The organism is Streptomyces sp. NPDC014870 (assembly GCF_043081505.1).
Classification (GTDB): domain Bacteria; phylum Actinomycetota; class Actinomycetes; order Streptomycetales; family Streptomycetaceae; genus Streptomyces.
The window spans coordinates 247,810-268,927 of record NZ_JBIBWQ010000014.1 but is presented as its reverse complement, the minus strand read 5'-3'; the positions used below and the strand labels follow the sequence as shown (position 1 = coordinate 268,927).

The window sequence follows — 21,118 nt, the reverse complement described above, 5'->3', positions numbered from 1 at the left end:
GGGGCCGTCCCCTTCGGAACGGAGAGGTCCTGCCATGACCACGACGACCACGACGACCACCACGACCACGACGACCGCGCAGGTCACGTCGATCACCACACCCGGTCCCGCGACGCCGGCCGCCGCCGCGACCCGGCGCCCCTCCGAGGGCTCGGTGCACTCCTGGGACCTGTCGACCGGTGTCGACGGCCCCGGCACCCGCTTCGTCACCTTCCTCTCCGGCTGCCCGCTGACCTGTCTCTACTGCCACAACCCCGACACCTGGCGGATGCGCAACGGCACCCGCACCTCCGCCGACGCCGTGATCGCCGAAGCCGCGAAGTACACCCGCTTCATCCAGGCGTCCGGCGGCGGGGCCACCGTCTCCGGCGGCGAACCCCTCCTGCAGCCCGTCTTCACCGGTGAGCTGCTCCACCGGATGAAGCACGAGCTCGGCTTCCACACCGCCCTCGACACCTCCGGCTTCCTGGGCGTCCGCGCCACCGACGCCCTGCTGCGCGACACCGACCTCGTCCTCCTGGACATCAAGTCCTGGGACCCGGACACGTACCAGAAGGTCACCGGCCGGCCGCTGGGGCCGACCCTGGACTTCGCCCACCGCCTCGCCGACCTCGGCCAGGAGGTCCACGTCCGCTTCGTGCTCGTCCCGGGCCTCACCGACGACCCCGACAACATCGAGGGAGTCGCCGCCTTCGCCGCCGGCCTGGGCAATGTCTCGCGCGTCGACATCCTCCCCTTCCACAAGCTCGGCGAAGCGAAGTGGCAAGCACTCGCCAAGCCCTTCACGCTCCACGACACCCCGTCCCCGACCCCGGACGAGGTCGCCGGCGCCCGGGCCGTCTTCCTGTCCCACGGCCTGAACGCCATCTGAGGGAACGTTCACCCTCCCGACGCGGAGAACATGCCCAAATGGGGCATAGCGTCCTACCGTGTCCGCGTGACCGAGCCACCTGCCCGCGTGACGGAGCCCCCCGAGGGCCCCGCGCCCGTCGCCCCGGCGTCCCCCGACGTCCGCCGCCAGACCCCGGCCGACGTGCGCCGCCGGGCCGCCCTCGCCGGAACCGTCGTCTCCGCCCTGCTGATCGTCGCGATCGTGCTCGGCAGCCGACTCCTGCGCGACTTCGACTCGGCGCTCCTCCCGTACGCCGTCGCCACCGTCTTCCTCGCGTTCGGCGTCGCCTACCGCTACACCGTGTGGATCTCCGCGCCCGGTGCCCGCCGCCTCTTCAAGCAGGGCTGGCGCTCCTTCTTCTCGGCCGCCAACTTCCGCAGGGCGCCCACCGCGCTGCCGCGGATGATCGCCACCTATCTCGGCTTCCAGAAGTTCCTCGGCGCCCGCTCGCACGCCCGCTGGGCCGCCCACCAGCTGATCTTCTGGGGCTGCGTGCTGGCCGCCCTCATCACCTTCCCGCTCACCTGGGGCTGGTTCACCTTCACCTCGTCCACCGGGTCCGGGCCCGGCTACGAGATGCGGATCTGGGGCTTCAAGGTGCTCGGCTTCGACTCGCTGAACATCGTCGGCTGGCTGATGTTCCACGGCCTCGACATCGCCGCCGTCCTCGTCATCCCCGGCGCGTCCTACTTCCTGTGGCGCCGGATGAAGGACCGCGGCGCCATCACCGGGCAGCGCTTCGCCTACGACCTGGTGCCGCTGATCGCCCTCATCGTCATCGCCGTGACCGGGCTGCTGCTCACCTTCTCGTCGATCTTCCTGCACGGCGGCGGCTACGAGTTCCTGGCGATCCTGCACATGGTGTCGGTGGTCTTCACGCTCATCTACATCCCGTTCGGGAAGTTCTTCCACATCGTGCAGCGGCCCGCCGCCGTCGGCATGCAGCTCTTCAAGTACACCTCCCGCAAGAAGGACGGCGACGAGGTCCTCGGCTGCCTCCGCTGCGGGGAGCCCATCGACACCGGCCCGTACGTCGAGAACCTCCAGGGGACCATGCGCGACCTCGACCTCGGCTTCGCCGAAGGGCCCCGGTACTGCCCCCGCTGCAAGCGGGTCATGCGCGGCAACGCCTACCTCACCCACGTCAAGAAGGGCTTCAAGTGACCCAGCAGCACGTGGGCCGCTCCGACCGTCTCCCCCTCGACCCCTCCCTCGCCCCGCCCGGCACCCGCAACTTCCGTGACGCCGGCGGCATCCCCGCCGACCGCTGGCACGCCGACCAGGAGGGCGAGACGCTCGTCCCCACCCACTGCTGCTTCTGCGGCGTGCAGTGCGGCATGTACCTGCGGGTCGACCACGGCGGCAAGGTCTTCGGCGTCGAACCCCGCAACCACGACATCAACCGGATGCGGCTCTGCCCCAAGGGCATCAACGCCTACCAGCAGGTCAACCACCCCGACCGGCTCACCGCCCCGCTCATGCGCCGCAATCGCGACGAGGAGTTCCGCGAGGCGAGCTGGGAGGAGGCGCTCGACTTCACCGTCGCCGAGATCCGCCGCATCCAGGAGGAGTACGGCAACGACTCCTTCGGCCTGCTCGGCGGAGCCAGCCTCTACTCGGAGAAGACGTATCTCGTCGGCAAGTTCGCCCGCGTCGCCCTCAAGTCCCGGCACGTCGACTACAACGGCCGCCTGTGCATGGTCTCCGCCGCCGGTGCCAACAAGCTCTCCTTCGGCATCGACCGCGCCGGCAACCCCTTCTCCGACATCCTCCTCACGGACTGCCTCCTCATCGCGGGATCCAACGTCGGCGAGTGCTTCCCGGTGATGACCCAGTACCTCTGGGGAGCCCGGGACCGGGGCGCCTCCCTGATCGTCGTCGACCCCCGCGAGACGGCCATCGCCCGCACCGCCGACCTGCACGTCGCCCTCAAGCCCGGCACCGACTCCGCGTTCTTCAGCGCCGTCCTGCACGTGGTCGTCGCCGAGGGCCTCGCCGACGAGACGTTCCTCGCCGAGCACACCACCGGCTGGGAGGAGGTGAAGCGGACCGTCGAGGCCTACCCGCCCTCCCGCGCCGCCGAGATCTGCGGCGTCCCCGAGGAGCAGATCGTCCGGACGGCCCGGATGTTCGCCGGCGCGGACAGGGCCATGGCCTGGCACGCCCGTGGCGTCGAGCACCACTCCCAGGGTGTGGAGAACTGCCTGACGATCATCAACCTGTGCACCGCCACCGGGAACATCGGCAAGCCCGGCGCCGGCTACGGCACCATCACCGGCCAGGGCAACGGTCAGGGCGGCCGGGAACACGGCCAGAAGTCCGACCTGCTGCCCGGCGGCCGCTCCATCACCAACCCCGAGCACCGCCGACAGATCTGCGAGATCTGGGGTATCGACGAGTCCGAACTCCCGCCCGCCGGCACCTCCATGATGGAGATGGTCTGGCAGATGCAGCGCGAGGAGATCCGCGGCCTGATCGGCATCTGCAACAACCCCTTCGTCTCCCTCCCGAACTACGCGACCGTCAAGAACGGCTACGACACCCTCCAGTTCCACGCCCAGTTCGACTTCTTCCTCTCCGAGACGGCCGCCAACGCGCACGTCGTCTTCCCCGTCACCGTCTGGGCCGAGGACGAGGGCGTGATGGCCAACGCCGAGGCCCGGGTCGTCAAGCACAACAAGGCGCAGGAACCGCCCGCCGGGGTCCGCACGGACACCTGGGTGATCTGCGAACTCGCCAAGCGCCTCGGCGCCGGCGACAAGTTCGACTTCGCCGACTCCCGCTCCGTCTTCGAGGAGCTGCGCATCGCCTCCGCCGGCACGGTCAACGACTACTACGGCATCACCTACGAACGCCTGGAGGAGACCGGCGGCATCGCCTGGCCCTGCCCCAGCACCGACCACCCGGGCACCCCCCGCCTCTTCGAGGACGGGAAGACCTACCACCCGGACGGCAGGATCCACATGCAGGTCGTCGAATGGCACCCGCCCATGGACCCCTACAGCGAGGAGTACCCCCTCTCCCTCACCACCGGCCGCACCGTCGCCCACTTCCTCTCCGGCAACCAGACCCGCCGCCTGGGCGGCCTCGTCGAACAGACCCCGCGGCCCTGGGTCGAGGTCCACCCCTCGCACGGCTTCCGCAACGGCGACCCGGTCCGCGTCGTCACCCGCCGGGGCAGCGAGGTCTTCCCCGCCCTGGTGACCGAGGCGATCCGGCCCGACACCGTCTTCGTGCCGTACCACTGGCCCGTCCCGACCGCCGCCAACGCCCTCACCATCGACGCCCTCGACCCGCGCTCCAAGATCCCCGAGTACAAGGTCTGCGCGGCCCGTATCGAGGCCGCCGAGCGGATCGACGAGGTCCCCGCGCCCCCGACCGCCCCCGGGCAGCTCGCCTACCCCGAGACCCAGGTCTCCCGAACCGACCCCCTGCCGCCCACGTCCCCGCAGGGCCGTGGCACCGCGGAGAGGAGCTGACGCCGCTCATGATGGGCCGCACGATCTTCATCGACCCCGGGCGCTGCATCGGCTGCCAGGCGTGCGTCTCGGCCTGCCGCGAGTGCGACTCGCACCGCGGCAAGTCGATGATCCACCTCGACTACCCCGACGAGGGCCACTCCGTCGCCTCCCTCCCCACGGTCTGCATGCACTGCGAGGACCCGGTCGCCCCCTGCGCCGAGGTCTGCCCCGCCGACGCCATCCTCGTCACCGCCGACGGCGTGGTGCAGCAGGCCGACACCACCCGCTGCATCGGCTGCGCCAACTGCGTCAACGCCTGCCCCTTCGGCGTCCCGAAGATCGACCTCCAGGCGAAGCTGCAGATGAAGTGCAACCTCTGCTACGACCGCACCGCCTACGGCCTCGCCCCGATGTGCGCGACCGTCTGCCCCACCGGCGCCCTGTTCTACGGGACCCTCGACGAGCTCCAGAACGAGCGCCCCGGCGTCCAGGTCGCCGACTCCTTCACCTTCGGCACGACCACGGTCTCCACGGGAGTGGCGATGGTCGTCCCCGCCGACAAGGTCCAATGGCCGGTCCCTGGTGGCCTGCCGGTCGTCGAGATCAACGGCAGGGACGTACGGGAGGGGGGCCGATGAGCGTCACCGAACAGCCACCGGCCGAGGGCCCCGGCGGGACCGACGCCGCCCAGGAGGCGCTGCACGACCGCATCGCCGCCGACTCCCTCACCACCCGGCGCGACTACCTGCGGATCGTGGCCACCGTCTCCGGCGGCCTCGCCCTCGGCGGGATCGGCGTCGCCTCCGGCATCCTGCACCGCCACGGCGACGCCGACGGGACACCCGAGGTGAAGAAGATCGCCGACCAGCTGCTGCCCGGCGAGTCCCTCGCCTTCCGCTACCCCGAGGAGGCGGACCGGGCGGTCGCCCTCCGCATGGAGGACGGCACCCTCGCCGGCTACTCGGCGGTCTGCACCCATCTCGCCTGCGCCGTGCTGTGGCGCAAGGACCGGGGCAGCGAGGGCGAGCTGTACTGCCCCTGCCACGAAGGCGTCTTCGACGCCCGTACGGGAGAGGTGACAGCGGGCCCGCCGCCCCGGGCGCTGCCCAAGGTGCTCCTGGTCGAGGAGGTCGACGGCAGTATCTGGGCCGTCGGCACGACCCGCTCCGGCGAGAGCGTCCAGGAGGGCCTCTGCCGCCAGCTCGGCGAGGAACGGCCCGGCCTGGCCGAGCGCCTCGGCTGCCCGGGCGCCTCGGCAGGGGGAGCGGCCACGAGGAGCGAGCGCACATGAGCGACACCCCCTTCCCCCGCGACCCGGAAGTCCCCGATCGCCCCCCGGGCACTGCCGACCAGGCACCCGACGGCGGCGCCGCGTATCCGCCGCGCCCCGCCTACACCCCCGGGAGCGCGCAGCCCCGCCTCAACCGCCCGGTCCGGGAGCGCTACCCGCAGATCCGTCCCACCAGCGGCTACGGCGACCCCCGGGTCCGCCACACCGGCCCGGGCCCCGGTGCCGGTACGGAACAGGAGCCCGAGCGGTCCTCGAAGCTGAACGCGCGCCTGGCCCTGGCCCTCACCGTCGTCGTCGGCCAGCTGTGGGGGCTGACGATCGTGGTCGACGAGTGGATGGCGGGCGACACCGGCACCGCCTGGTGGGGCGCCGGCTTCCTCGTCCTGTCGTTCCTCGTCGTACTCGGCCTCTGGCTGCTCGACCCGAAGGACCGCTGATCGGACCGGGTCCACGGCCGAATCCCCGGCGTACCCTGGAGGTATGAGCACCGCCCCCGCCCACGGTCCGCGAGACGCGAAGCAGCCCGGCAACCAGTCAGTCCCCGAGAACACCACGAAGCCGAAGCTGATCTTCGACGATCCGCTGGACCAGCAGTCCGCGGACGATACGGACCGCGGGTGGGGCGAGCGGCCTCCCGGCGGCAGCGACAGCTCCGCCGATCTCGCGCGCTTCCTCGAAGAGAAGCCGCCGCACCACCTCTGACGCCGGTGCGAGGCGCCGGCTAGGGGGTGGGGTGCGACCCCGCCCCCGCGCTCGGACCGCGCTGGGTGACGAGCGCGTCGCGGATCTCCTTCAGCACCTCCAGCTCGCTGATCTCCAAAGTCTCCTGGACGCCTTCCTTCGCCTTGTCGTGCGCGGCCCGCTTGGCCAGGTACTTCGCCATGGGCAGGACCATCAGGAAGTACACGACGGCGGCCGTGATCAGGAAGCTGAGGACGGCGCTGAGCACCAGGCCCCACTGGAGCTCGATGCCCTGCACCTCGCCGTTCACCACCACGCACGAGTCCTTGATGCAGCTCTTGTAGCTCTCCAGGTTCTTCGTGCCGAAGGCGCCGACCACCGGGTTGATGATGCCCTTCACCACCGAGTTCACGATGTTGGTGAACGCGGCGCCGATCACGACCGCCACCGCCAGGTCGATCACATTGCCGCGCATGAGGAAGGCCTTGAAGCCTGCCATCACGCTTTCCTTCTTCGGGCTCACCCGGATGCCTTTCGTCGCGTGTGCAGTTGGTGGAGCCATTACGCAGCGAACAGCGCAGATCCGTCCAATCCGTACACACGGGACGGTGACTTGACAGACAGTCCGTGCGAATCAACACAGCGTCACCGCCAGTTGGGACGTGACACCCGCACCGGCCAGCGCCGTCGCCGTCGACCGTGGAACCGAGAGGACGAGCAACGCCCCACCGTCCGAACGAGTCTCACCCGGGCGCGGAACTTCGGCCACTCGGGCGCCCGCAGCCACCACGCGCGCCTCACCGGCCCCGCCCATCGGCGAGTTGGGCGCGGCGATCACGTCCACCCGGTCCCCGGGCCGCACCAGCCGCACGGTCTCCGCGTCGGCGATCCGCACCGGCGCCGACACCATCCGCACCACGGGCGCCCGGCGCTGCTCGGCCGGCACCGCCGCGGTCGGCGCCGGGCCGGCGGACACCGTGCCGCCGCCCGCCACCGCCACCGCGGCCGCGCTCATCGCGAGGATCACCGCCGGCGCCCGCCCCCTGCGCCGCAGCGCCCGCAGCCACCGCCGCCGCCCGCTCCGCACCCGCAGCGGCTCGAACGGCGGGACACCGAGCGGCGCGGGAACGGGGGAGTGGTCGAGAGAGTGAGGAGTCGTCATGGGGGACACCGCCTGTCGGGAGTCGAGTCGGAGGATCGGAGAGTCGGAGAACCGAACCGCTCCCACCATCCCGCCCCGCCGCAGATCCCGCTCCCGCCTGTGGATCAACCGCCGCCTGTGGACAACTCCCTCACTCCCCAGGGGGATTCACAGAGGATCCACAGGCGCACTCACGGCAGCTCGATCCCCAGGTCCCAGCCGTCGTGGGCGTGGGTGCACAGGCAGTCGCGGTCCGCCGTGTCCGGCAGCGCGCCCACCGCGTCGAAGAGCACCTCGCGCAGCCGCCCGAGGTTCGCGCGGAACACCCGCATGACCTCGGTGTGCGAGACGCCCTCGCCGGTCTCCGTGCCCGCGTCGAGGTCCGTGACGAGCGCCAGCGAGGAGTAGCAGAGGCCCAGTTCGCGGGCGAGGACCGCCTCGGGGTGACCGGTCATGCCGACCACCGACCAGCCCGCCGCCGCATGCATCCGGGACTCCGCGCGCGTGGAGAAGCGCGGCCCCTCGACGACGACCATGGTGCCGCCGTCCACCGCGTCCCAGCCCTTGCCGCGGGCCGCCTTCAGCGCCGCCCGCCGCCCGTCCGGGCAGTACGGGTCGGCGAAGGTGGTGTGGACGACCTTCGGCACGGCCCCGCCCCAGGCCTCCGGCAGCGGCTCCCCGTCGAAGTACGTCTGCACGCGCGTCTTCGTACGGTCGACGAGCTGGTCGGGGACGACGAGGGTGCCGGGCCCGTACTCCGCCCGCAGGCCGCCCACCGCACACGGCCCGAGGACCTGCCGTACGCCCACCGAGCGCAAGGCCCACAGGTTGGCGCGGTAGTTGATCCGGTGCGGCGGCACGGTGTGGCCGCGGCCGTGCCGGGGCAGGAACGCGACCCTGCGCCCCGCGACCTCGCCGAGGAAGAGCGCGTCGCTGGGGCTGCCGTACGGGGTGTCCACGGACACCTCCGTCACGTCCTCCAGGAAGGAGTAGAACCCCGATCCGCCGATCACACCGATGTCCGCAAACGCCTTGGTCGCCATGCCGGTCAGATTAACGGCCCGGGAATGGCCGAAAGCCCCACCGCGCGCGGCGGTGAGGCTTTCGTAAGAACTCGGTCGGGCACCCGGTGCGGGCGCCCCCGATCAGGCGGCCGAGCTGGAGCTCGACGCGCTGGACGTGCTCGACGAAGCGGCCGGCTTCGCGTCCGAGGAGGACGACGAAGCGGACGACGACGAGGACGTCGACGAGGACGAGGAAGAAGTCGTGGAGGACTTCGACGCGGGGGAGCTGGAGCTCGACGAGCCGCGGCTGTCGTTCCGGTAGAAGCCGGAACCCTTGAAGACGATGCCGACCGCCGAGAACACCTTCTTCAGGCGTCCCTTGCAGCTCGGGCACTCCGTCAGCGCGTCATCGGTGAACTTCTGCACCGCCTCGAGGCCCTCGCCGCACTCGGTGCACTGGTACTGGTAGGTCGGCACTTGTCTTCCTCCTGGCACTCACACTCATCGAGTGCTAACGACGATCCATAGTGACGTATTCCGCCGGATCAGTCCACCGTCACCGGCACTCGGTGACCGATACCACGTGCCGCCACGCGCCCCGGAGCCCGGGGGCTCAGCCGCGAGCGGAGCGCGACGAGCGTGGCCAGCGCGAGCGCCGTGCCGACCAGCGGGACCAGAAATCCGGTGCTCGCGCCGTGCGCGTCGGCCAGCCGGCCGGCGACCGTCACGGCGCCCGCCTGGCCGAGCGCCACGGCGCCGGTGAGCCAGGTGAAGGCCTCGGTCCTGGAGGAGGCCGGGACCAGGGTCTCGACGATGGTGTAGCCGGAGATCAGGGCGGGGGCGATGCACAGGCCCACGATCAGGCCGAGGGCGCCGAGCAGCAGCACCGAGTGCGCGGACCAGAGCAGCGAGGCGGCCGCGGTGAGTCCGGCGTAGCCCAGGATCAGCCGCTTGCGCGGGCCGATCTTCCAGGCGATGGCACCGCACGCGATGCCCGCGAGCATGTTGCCCGCGGCGAAGGTCCCGTACAGCAGACCGTTCACGCCGGGGTTGCCGATCTCCTCGCTGAACGCGGTGAGCGAGACCTGCATGCCGCCGAAGACCGAGCCGATGCCCAGGAAGGCGATGGCCAGGACGCGGACGCCGGGGATGGAGAGCGCGGAGGCGTGCGCCTTGCCGGAGGCCGCCGCGACAAGGCCGTGGACGGGCTGGGTGCGGCGCTGGGCGGCGAAGAACAGACCGCCGAACAGCGTCAGGGCGGCCTCGGCGATCAGGCCGGCCGCCGGGTGGACGCCGGTGCACAGCGCGGTGGCGAGGACCGGGCCGACGACGAAGGTGAACTCGTCCGTGACCGACTCGAAGGCAGCGGCCGTCGGCATCAGCGGGGAGTTCTCCAGCTTCGCCGCCCAGCGGGCCCGGACCATCGGGCCGATCTGCGGGACGGAGGCGCCGGCCGGTACGGCCGCGAGGAACAGGGCCCACATCGGGGCGCCCGCGAGCGCGAGCACGACGAGCAGGGAGACGGCGGTGGCGTGGATGAGGACACCGGGGACCAGGACGGCGCGCTGGCCGAAACGGTCGGCGAGCTTGCCGCTCTGCGGGGCGAAGAGCGCCATCGAGACGCCGGTGACGGCGGCGACGGCACCGGCGCTGCCGTAGGAGCCGGTGGTGTGCTGGACGAGCAGGACGATGCCGATCGTCAGCATCGCGAACGGCTGGCGGGCGGCGAAGCCGGGGATCAGGAACGACAGCGCGCCGGGCGTACGCAGCAGCTGTCCGTAACCGGCGCGCTTGCGGCCCTTGCCCCTGCCGGGCTCTCCCGCGGCCTGCACAGCGGTGTCGGCCGTGTCAGGCGTGTCAGAAGTGACCGTGGACACCACGGTCCTTGCCTTTCTGCCGCCTGGTAGCGGGCCCCTGCACGGTGGTGCGGGCGTAGCCGAGAGCTGTCCTCTTGCGCGGAACTGCGGTAGATACCGGGCCCCTGCGGAGGGTTTCTCGGCCGCCATACGGTCGCGCCAGCTCTGCGTCAGGCAGAGTTGGTTCGATCAAGTGTGCCTTCATGGTACAGGGAAGGGCGTCTCCCCGCCTGGGAAAACGCCCTTCTTGACGAATCTATGCCTGTGATTAACCGGACGTTCGCTTGGTGAAGGGCAGATGCGGCCAGTGCGAGTGCGGCCCCTTGGGCGTGGAGACCGCCGTCGAGCCGCCCGTACCGAGCCAGCCGGCCAGCTTTCCGCCCTGTCCGACGGCCCGCAGCCGCCGCTCGGTGGCGTCCCGTACGGGGTCGGTCGCGACCACCAGCAGTTCGTCCCCGCGCCGCAGCACGGTCGCCGGACTCGGTACGAAGCTCTTCTCCTCGCGGACGACGAGGGTGACCGCGGCGCCGGGCGGCAGCCGCAGCTCCGCGACCTCCACGCCGTGCATCTTCGAGCCCTGCGGGATGGCGACCGACAGCAGGTGGCCGCGCAGCCGCTCCAGCGGGGCCGACTCGACGCCGAGGTCGGCCGCCTCGGAGGAGTCGCCGAGCTTGAGCGCCTTCGCCAGCCAGGGCAGCGTCGGGCCCTGGACGAGGGTGTAGACGACGACGAGCACGAAGACGATGTTGAAGACGCGTTCGCTGCCCTCGATCCCGGAGACCATCGGGATCGTGGCCAGGATGATGGGGACGGCTCCGCGCAGTCCGGCCCAGGACATCAGGGCCTGCTCCTGCCAGGGGATACGGAACGGCAGCAGGCTGACGAAGACCTCCAGGGGCCGCGCCACCACCGTGAGGACCAGGCCGATGATCACCGCGGGCAGGATGTCGTCGCCCAGCTTGGACGGCGTCACCAGCAGACCGAGCAGGACGAACATGCCGATCTGGGCGATCCAGCCGAGCCCCTCGGCGAAGCCGCGGTTGGCCGGGGCGTGCGGCAGCTTGGCGTTGCCGAGGACCATCGCGGCCAGGTAGACGGCGAGGAAGCCGGAGCCGTGGGCCAGGGCGCCGGCCGCGTACGCGGTGACGGCGATGGCCATGACGGCGATCGGGTACAGGCCGGAGGCGGGCAGGGCGATGTGCCGGAGCCCGTAGGCGCCGAGGAAGCCGACCCCGAGGCCGACGGCGGCGCCGATGGCCAGCTCCATGGCGATCGTGCCGACCAGGACGTACCAGCTGTCGATCGGGCCGACCGTCGAGAAGGCGACGACGAGGATGACGACCGGGGCGTCGTTGAAGCCGGACTCGGCCTCCAGGACGCCGGTGACCCGGGAGGGCAGCGGGACCTTGCGCAGGACGGAGAAGACGGCGGCGGCGTCCGTGGAGGAGACGACGGCGCCGATGATCAGTGCCTGCTGCCACTCCAGGCCGACCAGGTAGTGGGCGGCGGACGCCGTGATGCCCACGCTCACCGCGACGCCGACGGTCGACAGCACGACCGCCGCGGGCAACGCGGGTTTGATCTCCTTCCACTTGGTGCCCAGGCCACCCTCGGCCAGGATCACCACCAGTGCGGCATAGCCGATCACCTGCGTCAGCTCGGCGTTGTCGAACTCGACGTTGCCGATGCCGTCCTGCCCTATCGCGATCCCGATCCCCAGGTAGAGGAGCAGGCTGGGGAGCCCGCTCCGGGACGAGATCCGCACCGCCGCGACAGCGATGAGCAGCACGAGCGAGCAGATGAGCAGGAGTTCATTGAGCTCGTGGACAGACAGTGACCCGTTCCTTCCCCTCACGCGCGGCCGGATCGTTCCTCCAGCAGCCGGTACTTCGTTACCTTACCTAATCTTTAACGTTTTCTTGACGCCCTCCTTGCCTCACCTCGATCGCCAGTGCGATCTTGGGCGGCCTCCTTGGGACACCGCGTCCGGGCCTCCCGGACGCTGCGCCTAAGGTTGCTCCCGTACTCCAGGACCACCCTGCCCCTCGAAGGACAGCGATGCCCTCCAACACGACCGCGCCCCCCGCCAAGAAGAAGGGGCGACGTGCCCGCCTGATCGTCCTCGTCCTGGCCCTCGCGCTGGTCGCGGGCGTCGGCTTCGGCGGGTACTGGGGCGTCAGCACCGTCCGCGCCTCGTTCCCGCAGACCTCGGGCGAGATCCGGCTGGACAGCCTGTCCGGCGAGGTCGAGGTCAAGCGGGACGCCTACGGGGTGCCGCAGATCTACGCCGACACCGAGGCCGACCTCTTCCGCGCCCAGGGCTACGTCCAGGCGCAGGACCGGTTCTACGAGATGGACGTGCGCCGTCACATGACGGCGGGCCGCCTCTCGGAGATGTTCGGCAAGAGCCAGATCGACACCGACGCGTTCCTGCGGACGCTCGGCTGGCGCCAGGTCGCGCAGGAGGAGTACGACAAGGTCCTGTCGGAGGAGACGAAGAAGAACCTCCAGGCATATGCCGAGGGAGTCAACGCCTATCTCAAGGGGCGGGACACCTCCGAGGTCTCCGTCGAGTACGCGGCGCTCGCCCTCACCGGCGACTACACGATCGAGCCCTGGACCCCGGTCGACTCGGTGGCCTGGCTCAAGGCGATGGCCTGGGACCTGCGCGGCAACATGCAGGACGAGATCGACCGCTCCCTGATGACGAGCCGGCTGAGCCCGGCGCAGATCAAGCAGCTCTACCCCGGATACCCGACCGACCTGCACCAGCCGATCGTGCAGACCGGCGCGGTCGACGAGGAGACGGGGAAGTTCGACCCCAAGGCCACCCCCGCGAAGAACGGCGACGGTGCCGGCACGGGCAACGACTCCGGCAGCGCGCTGGGGGGCGTGCAGAGCCAGCTGGGCGCCCTCTCCGACGCCCTCGACGAGATCCCGGCCCTCCTCGGCCCGAACGGCAACGGCATCGGCTCGAACTCGTGGGTCGTCTCCGGGCAGTACACGACCTCCGGCAAGCCGCTGCTCGCCAACGACCCGCACCTCGCCCCGATGCTGCCGTCCCTCTGGTACCAGATGGGCCTGCACTGCCGCTCCGTCTCGGCCACCTGCCGCTACGACGTCTCGGGCTACACCTTCTCCGGCACGCCCGGCGTGATCATCGGCCACAACGACACCGTCGCCTGGGGCCTCACCAACCTCGGCGCCGACGTCACCGACCTCTACCTGGAGAAGGTCTCGAACGAGGGTTACGTGGTCGACGGCAAGGTCAAGCCGTTCACGACCCGCGAGGAGACCATCAAGGTCGCCGGCGGCGGCGACCGGAAGATCACCATCCGCTCCACCGGGCACGGCCCCCTGGTCTCCGACCGCTCCTCCGAACTGGAGAAGGTCGGCCAGAAGGCCCCCGTCGGCAACGCGGCCCCCGACCGGGGCAACGGCTACGCGGTCTCCCTGCAGTGGACCGCCCTGCAGCCGGGCAAGTCCATGGACGCGATCTTCCAGCTCAACCGCGCCAAGAACTTCAAGGAGTTCCGCGCCGCGGCCAAGAACTTCGAGGTCCCCTCCCAGAACCTGATCTACGCCGACGCCGAGAACATCGGCTACCAGGCACCCGGCAAGATCCCGGTGCGCGCCAAGGGCGACGGCACCGTGCCCGCGCCGGGCTGGGACTCCTCGTACAAGTGGAAGGGCTACATCCCGTACGACGAGCTGCCGTACGAGCTGAACCCCGAGCGCGGCTACATCGTCACCGCCAACCAGGCCGTCGTCGACAAGAAGAAGTACCCCTACCTCCTGACCGCGGACTGGGGCTACGGCTCGCGCAGCCAGCGGATAAACGACCTCGTCGAGTCGAAGATCAAGGACGGCGGGAAGATCTCGCCCGACGACATGCGGACCATGCAGATGGACAACCGCAGCGAGATCGCGACCCTGCTCAACCCGCTCCTGCTGAAGATCGACATCTCGGACCCGTACGTCCGCGAGGCGCAGAAGCTGCTCGAAGGCTGGGACTACACCCAGGAGCCCGACTCGGCCGCCGCCGCGTACTTCAACGCGGTCTGGCGCAACGTCCTCAAGCTCGCCTTCGGCGACAAGCTGCCCAAGGAGCTGCGGGCCGAGGGCGACTGCATCAGCGTCCTCCCCGCGGACCTGACCGGGCTCCCGGTCGACGAGCAGAACAAGAAGGTCCGCGAGTGCGGCGAGCGTGACGCCGACACGGCGCAGCCGGACGGCGGCGACCGCTGGTACGAGGTGGTCCGCCCGCTGCTCAAGCAGGAGAACAGCGAGTGGTGGAAGACCGAGGCCAACCGCACCGACGCGGCCACCGAGACCCGTGACCAGCTGCTCGCCCGCGCCATGGAGGACGCCCGCTGGGAGCTGACCGCCGAGCTGGGCAAGGACGTCTCCACCTGGAGCTGGGGCCGGCTGCACCAGCTGACCCTGCAGAACCAGACCCTCGGCACCGCCGGCCCGGGCCTCGTCCAGTCCCTGCTCAACCGCGGCCCGTGGAACCTGGGCGGCGGCGAGGCGGCCGTCAACGCCACCGGCTGGAACGCGGCCGGCGGCTACGGGGTCATCTGGGTCCCGTCGATGCGCATGGTCGTGAACGTCGGCGACTGGGACCGGTCCCGCTGGATCAACCTGTCGGGCGCCTCGGGCCACGCGTACCACGACAACTACACCGACCAGACCGACAAGTGGGTCAAGGGCGAACTGCTCGACTGGCCCTTCGGCAAGGCGGCGGTCGACGCCTCGGCGAAGGACACACTGGTCCTGAAGCCGTAGCCGGCGCTAGAAGTGCCTGATCCCCTCCGGGGTCACCACCGCGTGCACGGGGTGGTCGTGCGGTTCCTCCGGGACCCGGGCGACCACCTCGTCCGCGTACAGGAGCACCACGAGCGCCGGGTCCGCGCCGGCCTTGGCGAGCCGGGCCAGGACCCGGTCGTACGAGCCGCCGCCACGCCCGAGCCGCATCCCGCGCGCGTCGACCGCGAGGCCCGGCAGGAGGACCACGTCCGCCGCGCACACCGCCTCCGGGCCGAGCCGCGGACCGGTCGGCTCCAGAAGCCCGCGCCCGGCCTTCGCCAGGCCCTCGGCGCCCTCGTACGCGGCCCAGTCGAGGTCGTTGTCGGGCAGCAGGACCGGCAGCAGGACGCGGACGCCACGGGCGCGCAGCGCGTCCAGCAACGCGCGCGTGCCCGGTTCGCGGCCCACGGACACATAGGCGGCGACGGTCGAGGCCCCGGCCAGTTCGGGCAGCTCACGCGCCCCCCGGGCGAGCCGCTCGGCGGCGGAGTCGACATCATGGCCGGTCAGCTGCGCTCGGGCGGCGAGGAGTTGGCGGCGCAAGGCGGCCTTTTCGATCATGTCGGCGCTCACCGGTCATTCACCTGACTTCACGAACCTCTCGTAACTGTCTTTATGCACAGGAAGTTAATCGGAGCCCCATCTTCCTCTCATACCGAACGGCTATGGTGCTCCGCATGACTCAGTCGCCCCCCAGGATCACCAAGGCTGTCATCCCGGCCGCCGGTCTCGGTACGCGGTTCCTCCCGGCCACCAAGGCCACCCCCAAGGAAATGCTGCCGGTCGTCGACAAGCCCGCGATCCAGTACGTCGTCGAGGAGGCCGTCGCGGCCGGACTCTCCGACGTCCTCATGATCACCGGCCGGAACAAGCGTCCCCTGGAGGACCACTTCGACCGGAACTACGAGCTGGAAGAGGCGCTGGCCCGCAAGGGCGACGAGGAACGCCTCTCCAAGGTGCAGGAGTCCAGCGACCTCGCCACCATGCACTACGTGCGCCAGGGCGCCCCGCGCGGCCTCGGCCACGCCGTGCTGTGCGCGGCCCCGCACGTCGGCGACCAGCCCTTCGCCGTGCTGCTCGGCGACGACCTGATCGACCCGCGCGACCCGCTGCTCTCGCGGATGGTGGACATCCAGGAGCGCGAGGGCGGCAGTGTGATCGCGCTCATGGAGGTCGAGCCCTCCCAGATCCACCTCTACGGCTGCGCCGCGGTGGAGGCGACGGTCGACTCCGACGTCGTGAAGGTGACCGACCTGGTCGAGAAGCCGGACGTGCACGAGGCGCCCAGCAACTACGCGATCATCGGCCGCTATGTGCTGGATCCGGCCGTCTTCGGGATACTGCGGGAGACCGAGCCGGGCCGCGGCAACGAGATCCAGCTGACCGACGCCCTGCAGAAACTCGCCAAGGACGAGAAGATCGGCGGCCCGGTCCACGGCGTGGTCTTCAAGGGCCGGCGCTATGACACCGGTGACCGCGGGGACTATCTGCGTGCCATTGTCAGACTGGCGTGCGAACGTGAAGACCTGGGACCGGACTTCCGGGCCTGGCTCCGCAAGTACGTCAGTGAGGAGATGTAGCACCTTGAGCAGCAGCACGGCACCGGTGGCGGGCGGCGACCCGGCGGGGGACGGGACCGAGGTCGAGGCATCGTCCGGCGAGGTGGTCGCGGACGCCCCGGAGGGCACCGAGGGCGCCCACGGCACGTCCGGCGATCCCTGCGCGGGCCCGGCCCGAGGACTGTGGTCGGTGGACGAGCACCTGGCGGACGTCCTCGGGGCGATCACCCCGCTCGAACCGATCGAGCTGCAACTGCCGGACGCCCAGGGCTGCGTCCTCGTCGAGGACGTCACGGTGCCGGTCGCGCTGCCGCCCTTCGACAACAGCTCCATGGACGGCTACGCGGTCCGGGTCGCCGATGTCGCCGGTGCCACCGAGGAGTTCCCGGCGGTCCTGACCGTCATCGGTGACGTGGCCGCGGGCGCCGACGGCCTCCCGGTCGTCGGCCCCGGCGAGGCCGCCCGGATCATGACCGGCGCCCCGCTGCCGCCCGGCGCCGAGGCCGTGGTGCCGGTCGAGTGGACCGACGGCGGGACGGGCGGGGGAGCGGCGAGCGGGATGCGCGCCGCCAGCGCCGCCCCCGAGGGCGCGGGCGGCGAGGTCCGGGTCCACCGGGCCGCCGAGGCGCGCGCGCACGTCCGCGCGCGCGGCAGCGACGTCCAGGCCGGCGACCTGGCCCTGGAGGCGGGCACGGTCCTCGGCCCGCCGCAGATCGGACTGCTCGCGGCGATCGGCCGCGCCACCGTGCGCGTACGCCCGCGCCCGCGGGTTGTCGTGATCTCCACGGGCAGCGAACTGGCGCAGCCGGGCGAGGAGTTGGCCGAGGGCCAGATCTACGACTCCAACAGCTTCGCGCTCGCCGCCGCCGCCCGCGACGCCGGAGCCATCGCGTACCGCGTCGGCTCCGTCACCGACGAGGCCGAGACCCTGCGCGCCACCATCGAGGACCAGCTGATCCGCGCCGACCTCCTGGTCACCACGGGCGGGGTCAGCGTCGGCGCGTACGACGTGGTCAAGGAGGCGCTGACGGCGGCGGGACAGTTCGAGGGCCAGGTCGACTTCCGCAAGCTCGCCATGCAGCCGGGCAAGCCGCAGGGGTTCGGGACGATCGGCCCCGACCACACACCGCTGCTCGCCCTGCCGGGCAACCCGGTCTCTTCGTACGTCTCCTTCGAGCTGTTCGTGCGCCCCGCGATCCGGGCGCTCATGGGCCTGGAGGACCTCCACCGGCCGACGGTCAGGGCCGTCGTCACCGCCGACAAGGCCCTGTCGTCCCCGGCCGGCCGCCGCCAGTTCCTGCGCGGGACGTACGACGCCCAGGCCGGCACCGTCACTCCGGTGGGCGGAGCGGGCTCGCACCTGATCGCCGCGCTCGCGCACGCGAACGCCCTGCTCGTCGTACCGGAGGAGAATACGGAGGTGGCGCCCGGCGCCGAGCTCGACGTGGTCCTCCTCGGCTGAGGAGGCCCTCGTGGCGGTACCGTGGCGTCCCACACAGCGACCGGGAGTGTCACGGCCATGAGCACGCAGCAAGGACTCACCCACATCGACGAGGCGGGGGCGGCCCGCATGGTCGACGTCTCGGGGAAGGACGTCACGGCGCGGACCGCGCGGGCCAGCGGCCGTGTCCTCGTCTCGCCGCGCGTGATCGAGCTGCTGCGCGGCGAGGGCGTCCCGAAGGGCGACGCACTCGCCACCGCCCGGATCGCGGGCATCATGGGCGCCAAGAAGACCCCGGACCTGATCCCGCTCTGCCACCCGCTGGCGGTCTCGGGCGTGACCCTCGACCTCACGGTCGCGGACGACGCCGTGGAGATCCTGGCGACCGTCAAGACCACGGACCGCACGGGCGTCGAGATGGAGGCCCTCACGGCGGTCTCGGTGGCGGCGCTGACCGTGGTCGACATGGTCAAGGCGGTCGACAAGGGCGCGGTCATCTCCGACGTACGGGTGGAGGAGAAGACGGGCGGCAAGTCGGGCACGTGGACGAGGTCCGGGTCATGACGACGGATGCGACCGCGGCGGCCGACGGCACGGCACCCGAGCCCCGTACTCCCTCGGGCGCCGCCCTCACCGCCCCGTACGCCGCGCTCGTCGTCACCGCCTCCAACCGGGCGTCGGCCGGGGTGTACGAGGACAAGGGAGGCCCGCTGATCGCGGAGGGCCTGACGCGGCTCGGCTTCGCGGTCGACGGCCCGCAGGTCGTGCCCGACGGCGCGCCCGTCGAGGCGGCGCTGCGGGCGGGCGTCGAAGCCGGGTACGACGTCATCCTCACCACCGGCGGTACGGGCATCTCGCCCACCGACGCCACGCCCGAGGCGACCGGCCGGGTCCTCGACCGGGAGATCCCCGGCATCCCCGAGGCGATCCGCGCGTACGGCCGGGACAAGGTGCCGACGGCGGCGCTGTCGCGGGGCCTCGCGGGGGTCGCGGGCGGGACGCTGATCGTGAACCTGCCCGGTTCCTCCGGCGGGGTCCGTGACGGTCTCGCCGTACTGGAGCACCTGCTCGTCCACGCCGTCGACCAGATCCGCGGCGGCGACCACCCGAGACCGTCATGATCCCGTCCTGGCCCGTGATCCTCGCCGACGGCGATGTCGTGCTGCGGCCGATAAAGCTGCGCGATCAGCGGGCCTGGCGCGAGGTGAACCGGCGCAACCGTGACTGGCTGCGCCCCTGGGAGGCGACCATCCCGCCGCCCGCGCCGGGCGCCCCGGTCACGCAGCGGCCGACGTACCGGCAGATGGTCCGCCATCTGCGGGGCGAGGCGAACGCGGGCCGGATGCTGCCGTTCGTGATCGAGTTCCGGGGCCAGCTGGTCGGTCAGCTGACGGTCGCGGGGATCACGTGGGGCTCGATGTGCTCGGGCCATGTGGGGTACTGGGTGGACAGCGCGGTGGCGGGCCGGGGCGTCATGCCGACGGCGGTCGCGCTCGTCGTCGACCACTGCTTCCGCAACGTGGGGCTGCACCGGATCGAGGTCTGCATTCGGCCGGAGAACCTGCCCTCGCGGCGGGTCGTGGAGAAATTGGGATTCCGTGAGGAGGGGCTGCGTCCGCGCTACCTCCACATCGACGGGGCGTGGCGGGACCACCTCGTCTTCGCGCTGACGGCCGAGGAAGTCCCCGAGGGCCTGGTGCGCCGCTGGCACCAGGCACGTCCTCCGCATCCCGCACAATGAAATAAACGTTCGAATTCAATCAGCAGTTGACCGCCAATCGATCTGAACAATCACAAAAAAGTTCAGTGATATCAGCCAGATCGTGCGACACACCGGGCCAATTGGCCGATGCCCTCCCGCGAACCCCTCTACCGTGTGAGGCGTGAGCAGCAGCGGCCTCATCTACGCAGTCATTGTCGGGGCCTGGGCCGCCTACTTGGTGCCGATGTGGCTCCGCAGGCAGGACGAGCTCAACGAGGCCCGTCCGACGGAACGCTTCAGCACCGCCATCCGGCTGCTGTCCGGACGGGCGGGAATGGAGCGTCGGTACGCCAAGGAGCTGAAGGACCGGGAGCCCGGCGTCGACCCGGACGCGGAGACCGAGCATCTGAGCTCGGTCGACGTCCGGGCCTTCTCCGCGCCCGCGGCCAGGACGGAAGCCCGGTTGGAGGCCCCGGAACCCGCGCCCGCCGCCCGGGTGCGGCGGCCCTCCAAGGAGTCCGTCGAACGGGCCCGGCGCGGCAAGGTCCTCGCCCGGCGCCGCCGGACGACGGTCGTCCTCTTCCTCGCCTTCACCCTCGGCGCGGTCGTCGCGGCGGTCGGTGGGCTCGCGTTCCTGTGGGCGCCGGCCGTCCCGGCCGTGCTCCTGAGCGCGTACATCGTGCATCTGCGGACGACGGAGCGCCGGCGGTTCGTGTACGTGATGGACCGTCGGCGCGCGGAGGCGGCGGCGGCCCGGCTGCGGGAGAACCGCCCGCGCCGCCCGGCCGCGCCCGCCGAGCCGGAGGAGGAACCGGCCCGACCCGAGCCCGAAGCGGCCCCCGAGGTCTCCCCGCAGGAGGCCGGCCGCCGCGCGCTCGTCGAGCAGACGGACCACGCGGAGTGGGTGGACCAGCAGCGCGAGCGCGGCCCGGCCCGCGGCGACAGCTGGGACCCGGTCCCGGTGCCGCTCCCCACCTACGTCACAGCCCCGGTCGCCCCGCGCGCCACGAGCGGCATCGACATCACGGACCCGGAGACCTGGAGCTCGGCCCGCTCCTCCACGGCGACCCCGGACACGGCGGCCCCGGCCGCCCCGGCGGCCACCCCGAACCCGAGCCCGGCCCCGCGCCGGCGCACGACCCCGCCCCGCCCCCGCCGCGACCACGGCCGCACGCCCCTCTTCGACCAGTACGCGGACGACGACCGCCCCCGCGCGGCCAACGAATGACCCCCGGCCGAGGGCTCCCCGAAGCCCTCGGCTGACCTGCGGGGGAGCGGATT

At 71.4% G+C, this 21,118-nt stretch carries 21 protein-coding genes; 14 read left to right on the top strand and 7 right to left on the bottom strand.

Annotated elements, in window-relative coordinates; all coding sequences use genetic code 11:
- The first annotated feature begins 34 nt into the window (after positions 1-34).
- From pflA to ACF09C_RS34775, 7 genes are all read left to right on the top strand, one after another.
- Positions 35-871: a pyruvate formate-lyase-activating protein gene (gene pflA, locus ACF09C_RS34805; protein WP_392097330.1), complete on the top strand. Its 837-nt coding sequence runs from the start codon at positions 35-37 to the stop codon at positions 869-871.
- A gap of 66 nt (positions 872-937) precedes the next feature.
- A complete protein-coding gene (locus tag ACF09C_RS34800) occupies positions 938-2,056 on the top strand; it encodes an MFS transporter (protein WP_392097328.1) in 1,119 nt (372 codons plus the stop codon).
- On the top strand, positions 2,053-4,371 hold the full coding sequence (locus tag ACF09C_RS34795) for a molybdopterin oxidoreductase family protein (RefSeq protein ID WP_392097326.1): 2,319 nt from the start codon (positions 2,053-2,055) through the stop codon (positions 4,369-4,371). Before ACF09C_RS34800 ends, ACF09C_RS34795 begins: the two co-directional genes overlap by 4 nt.
- An 8-nt stretch (positions 4,372-4,379) precedes the next feature.
- Positions 4,380-4,991 carry a 4Fe-4S dicluster domain-containing protein gene (locus tag ACF09C_RS34790; RefSeq protein ID WP_392097324.1) on the top strand — a complete coding sequence of 204 codons (612 nt, stop codon included), beginning with the start codon at positions 4,380-4,382 and terminating at the stop codon, positions 4,989-4,991.
- The gene (locus ACF09C_RS34785; RefSeq protein WP_392097322.1) at positions 4,988-5,644 is read left to right on the top strand and encodes a Rieske (2Fe-2S) protein; all 657 of its coding nucleotides are present in this window, start codon (positions 4,988-4,990) and stop codon (positions 5,642-5,644) included. Before ACF09C_RS34790 ends, ACF09C_RS34785 begins: the two co-directional genes overlap by 4 nt.
- Complete coding sequence (locus tag ACF09C_RS34780; protein WP_392097320.1) at positions 5,641-6,081, top strand: hypothetical protein; 441 nt, start codon at positions 5,641-5,643, stop codon at positions 6,079-6,081. Before ACF09C_RS34785 ends, ACF09C_RS34780 begins: the two co-directional genes overlap by 4 nt.
- A 43-nt stretch (positions 6,082-6,124) precedes the next feature.
- Positions 6,125-6,346: a hypothetical protein gene (locus ACF09C_RS34775; protein ID WP_392097318.1), complete on the top strand. Its 222-nt coding sequence runs from the start codon at positions 6,125-6,127 to the stop codon at positions 6,344-6,346.
- 19 nt (positions 6,347-6,365) lie between these two features.
- Here ACF09C_RS34775 and mscL read toward each other — a convergent pair whose 3' ends face one another.
- The 6 genes from mscL to ACF09C_RS34745 form a co-directional block, all read right to left on the bottom strand.
- Positions 6,366-6,824, bottom strand: coding sequence for a large conductance mechanosensitive channel protein MscL (mscL, locus tag ACF09C_RS34770; protein WP_392097316.1), 459 nt, complete (start codon positions 6,822-6,824; stop codon positions 6,366-6,368).
- Positions 6,825-6,959: 135 nt separating this feature from the next.
- Positions 6,960-7,487, bottom strand: a complete 528-nt coding sequence (locus ACF09C_RS34765; RefSeq protein ID WP_392097315.1) for a hypothetical protein — start codon at positions 7,485-7,487, stop codon at positions 6,960-6,962.
- Positions 7,488-7,657: 170 nt separating this feature from the next.
- Positions 7,658-8,509: an S-methyl-5'-thioadenosine phosphorylase gene (locus tag ACF09C_RS34760; protein ID WP_392097313.1), complete on the bottom strand. Its 852-nt coding sequence runs from the start codon at positions 8,507-8,509 to the stop codon at positions 7,658-7,660.
- A gap of 102 nt (positions 8,510-8,611) precedes the next feature.
- Complete coding sequence (locus tag ACF09C_RS34755) at positions 8,612-8,947, bottom strand: FmdB family zinc ribbon protein (RefSeq protein ID WP_392097311.1); 336 nt, start codon at positions 8,945-8,947, stop codon at positions 8,612-8,614.
- A gap of 68 nt (positions 8,948-9,015) precedes the next feature.
- Positions 9,016-10,302, bottom strand: a complete 1,287-nt coding sequence (locus tag ACF09C_RS34750) for an MFS transporter (protein ID WP_392097360.1) — start codon at positions 10,300-10,302, stop codon at positions 9,016-9,018.
- A 292-nt stretch (positions 10,303-10,594) separates the two neighbouring features.
- On the bottom strand, positions 10,595-12,160 hold the full coding sequence (locus ACF09C_RS34745) for a potassium/proton antiporter (RefSeq protein WP_392097358.1): 1,566 nt from the start codon (positions 12,158-12,160) through the stop codon (positions 10,595-10,597).
- Between the two features lie 224 nt (positions 12,161-12,384).
- Here ACF09C_RS34745 and ACF09C_RS34740 point away from each other — a divergent pair, with 224 nt between their 5' ends.
- Entirely contained in the window at positions 12,385-15,114 is a 2,730-nt protein-coding gene (locus ACF09C_RS34740; RefSeq protein ID WP_392097309.1) for a penicillin acylase family protein, read from the top strand.
- A 6-nt stretch (positions 15,115-15,120) separates the two neighbouring features.
- On the opposite strand, the gene ACF09C_RS34735 is transcribed toward ACF09C_RS34740, so the two are convergent.
- Entirely contained in the window at positions 15,121-15,696 is a 576-nt protein-coding gene (locus ACF09C_RS34735; protein ID WP_392097356.1) for a 5-formyltetrahydrofolate cyclo-ligase, read from the bottom strand.
- A 116-nt stretch (positions 15,697-15,812) separates the two neighbouring features.
- On the opposite strand from ACF09C_RS34735, the gene galU reads away from it, so the two are divergent.
- From galU to ACF09C_RS34705, 6 genes are all read left to right on the top strand, one after another.
- Positions 15,813-16,715, top strand: a complete 903-nt coding sequence (gene galU, locus ACF09C_RS34730) for a UTP--glucose-1-phosphate uridylyltransferase GalU (RefSeq protein ID WP_392097307.1) — start codon at positions 15,813-15,815, stop codon at positions 16,713-16,715.
- Between the two features lie 160 nt (positions 16,716-16,875).
- The gene (gene glp, locus ACF09C_RS34725) at positions 16,876-18,156 is read left to right on the top strand and encodes a gephyrin-like molybdotransferase Glp (protein ID WP_392097354.1); all 1,281 of its coding nucleotides are present in this window, start codon (positions 16,876-16,878) and stop codon (positions 18,154-18,156) included.
- A 57-nt stretch (positions 18,157-18,213) separates the two neighbouring features.
- Positions 18,214-18,699 carry a cyclic pyranopterin monophosphate synthase MoaC gene (moaC, locus tag ACF09C_RS34720; protein ID WP_392097305.1) on the top strand — a complete coding sequence of 162 codons (486 nt, stop codon included), beginning with the start codon at positions 18,214-18,216 and terminating at the stop codon, positions 18,697-18,699.
- Complete coding sequence (locus ACF09C_RS34715) at positions 18,696-19,256, top strand: molybdenum cofactor biosynthesis protein B (protein WP_392097304.1); 561 nt, start codon at positions 18,696-18,698, stop codon at positions 19,254-19,256. Before moaC ends, ACF09C_RS34715 begins: the two co-directional genes overlap by 4 nt.
- The gene (locus tag ACF09C_RS34710) at positions 19,253-19,876 is read left to right on the top strand and encodes a GNAT family N-acetyltransferase (RefSeq protein WP_392097303.1); all 624 of its coding nucleotides are present in this window, start codon (positions 19,253-19,255) and stop codon (positions 19,874-19,876) included. Before ACF09C_RS34715 ends, ACF09C_RS34710 begins: the two co-directional genes overlap by 4 nt.
- 142 nt (positions 19,877-20,018) lie before the next feature.
- Entirely contained in the window at positions 20,019-21,065 is a 1,047-nt protein-coding gene (locus ACF09C_RS34705; protein ID WP_392097301.1) for a hypothetical protein, read from the top strand.
- The last annotated feature ends 53 nt before the right edge of the window (positions 21,066-21,118 follow it).

What these genes read in the sequence shown, in the direction of transcription:
- pflA (WP_392097330.1), top strand. Translation starts at nt 35, where the DNA reads ATGACCACGACGACCACGACGACCACCACGACCACGACGACCGCGCAG.
- ACF09C_RS34790 (WP_392097324.1), top strand. Translation starts at nt 4,380, where the DNA reads ATGATGGGCCGCACGATCTTCATCGACCCCGGGCGCTGCATCGGCTGC.
- ACF09C_RS34785 (WP_392097322.1), top strand. Translation starts at nt 4,988, where the DNA reads ATGAGCGTCACCGAACAGCCACCGGCCGAGGGCCCCGGCGGGACCGAC.
- ACF09C_RS34780 (WP_392097320.1), top strand. Translation starts at nt 5,641, where the DNA reads ATGAGCGACACCCCCTTCCCCCGCGACCCGGAAGTCCCCGATCGCCCC.
- ACF09C_RS34775 (WP_392097318.1), top strand. Translation starts at nt 6,125, where the DNA reads ATGAGCACCGCCCCCGCCCACGGTCCGCGAGACGCGAAGCAGCCCGGC.
- mscL (WP_392097316.1), bottom strand. Translation starts at nt 6,824, where the DNA reads ATGGCAGGCTTCAAGGCCTTCCTCATGCGCGGCAATGTGATCGACCTG.
- ACF09C_RS34765 (WP_392097315.1), bottom strand. Translation starts at nt 7,487, where the DNA reads ATGACGACTCCTCACTCTCTCGACCACTCCCCCGTTCCCGCGCCGCTC.
- ACF09C_RS34760 (WP_392097313.1), bottom strand. Translation starts at nt 8,509, where the DNA reads ATGGCGACCAAGGCGTTTGCGGACATCGGTGTGATCGGCGGATCGGGG.
- ACF09C_RS34740 (WP_392097309.1), top strand. Translation starts at nt 12,385, where the DNA reads ATGCCCTCCAACACGACCGCGCCCCCCGCCAAGAAGAAGGGGCGACGT.
- ACF09C_RS34735 (WP_392097356.1), bottom strand. Translation starts at nt 15,696, where the DNA reads ATGATCGAAAAGGCCGCCTTGCGCCGCCAACTCCTCGCCGCCCGAGCG.
- galU (WP_392097307.1), top strand. Translation starts at nt 15,813, where the DNA reads ATGACTCAGTCGCCCCCCAGGATCACCAAGGCTGTCATCCCGGCCGCC.
- moaC (WP_392097305.1), top strand. Translation starts at nt 18,214, where the DNA reads ATGAGCACGCAGCAAGGACTCACCCACATCGACGAGGCGGGGGCGGCC.
- ACF09C_RS34715 (WP_392097304.1), top strand. Translation starts at nt 18,696, where the DNA reads ATGACGACGGATGCGACCGCGGCGGCCGACGGCACGGCACCCGAGCCC.
- ACF09C_RS34710 (WP_392097303.1), top strand. Translation starts at nt 19,253, where the DNA reads ATGATCCCGTCCTGGCCCGTGATCCTCGCCGACGGCGATGTCGTGCTG.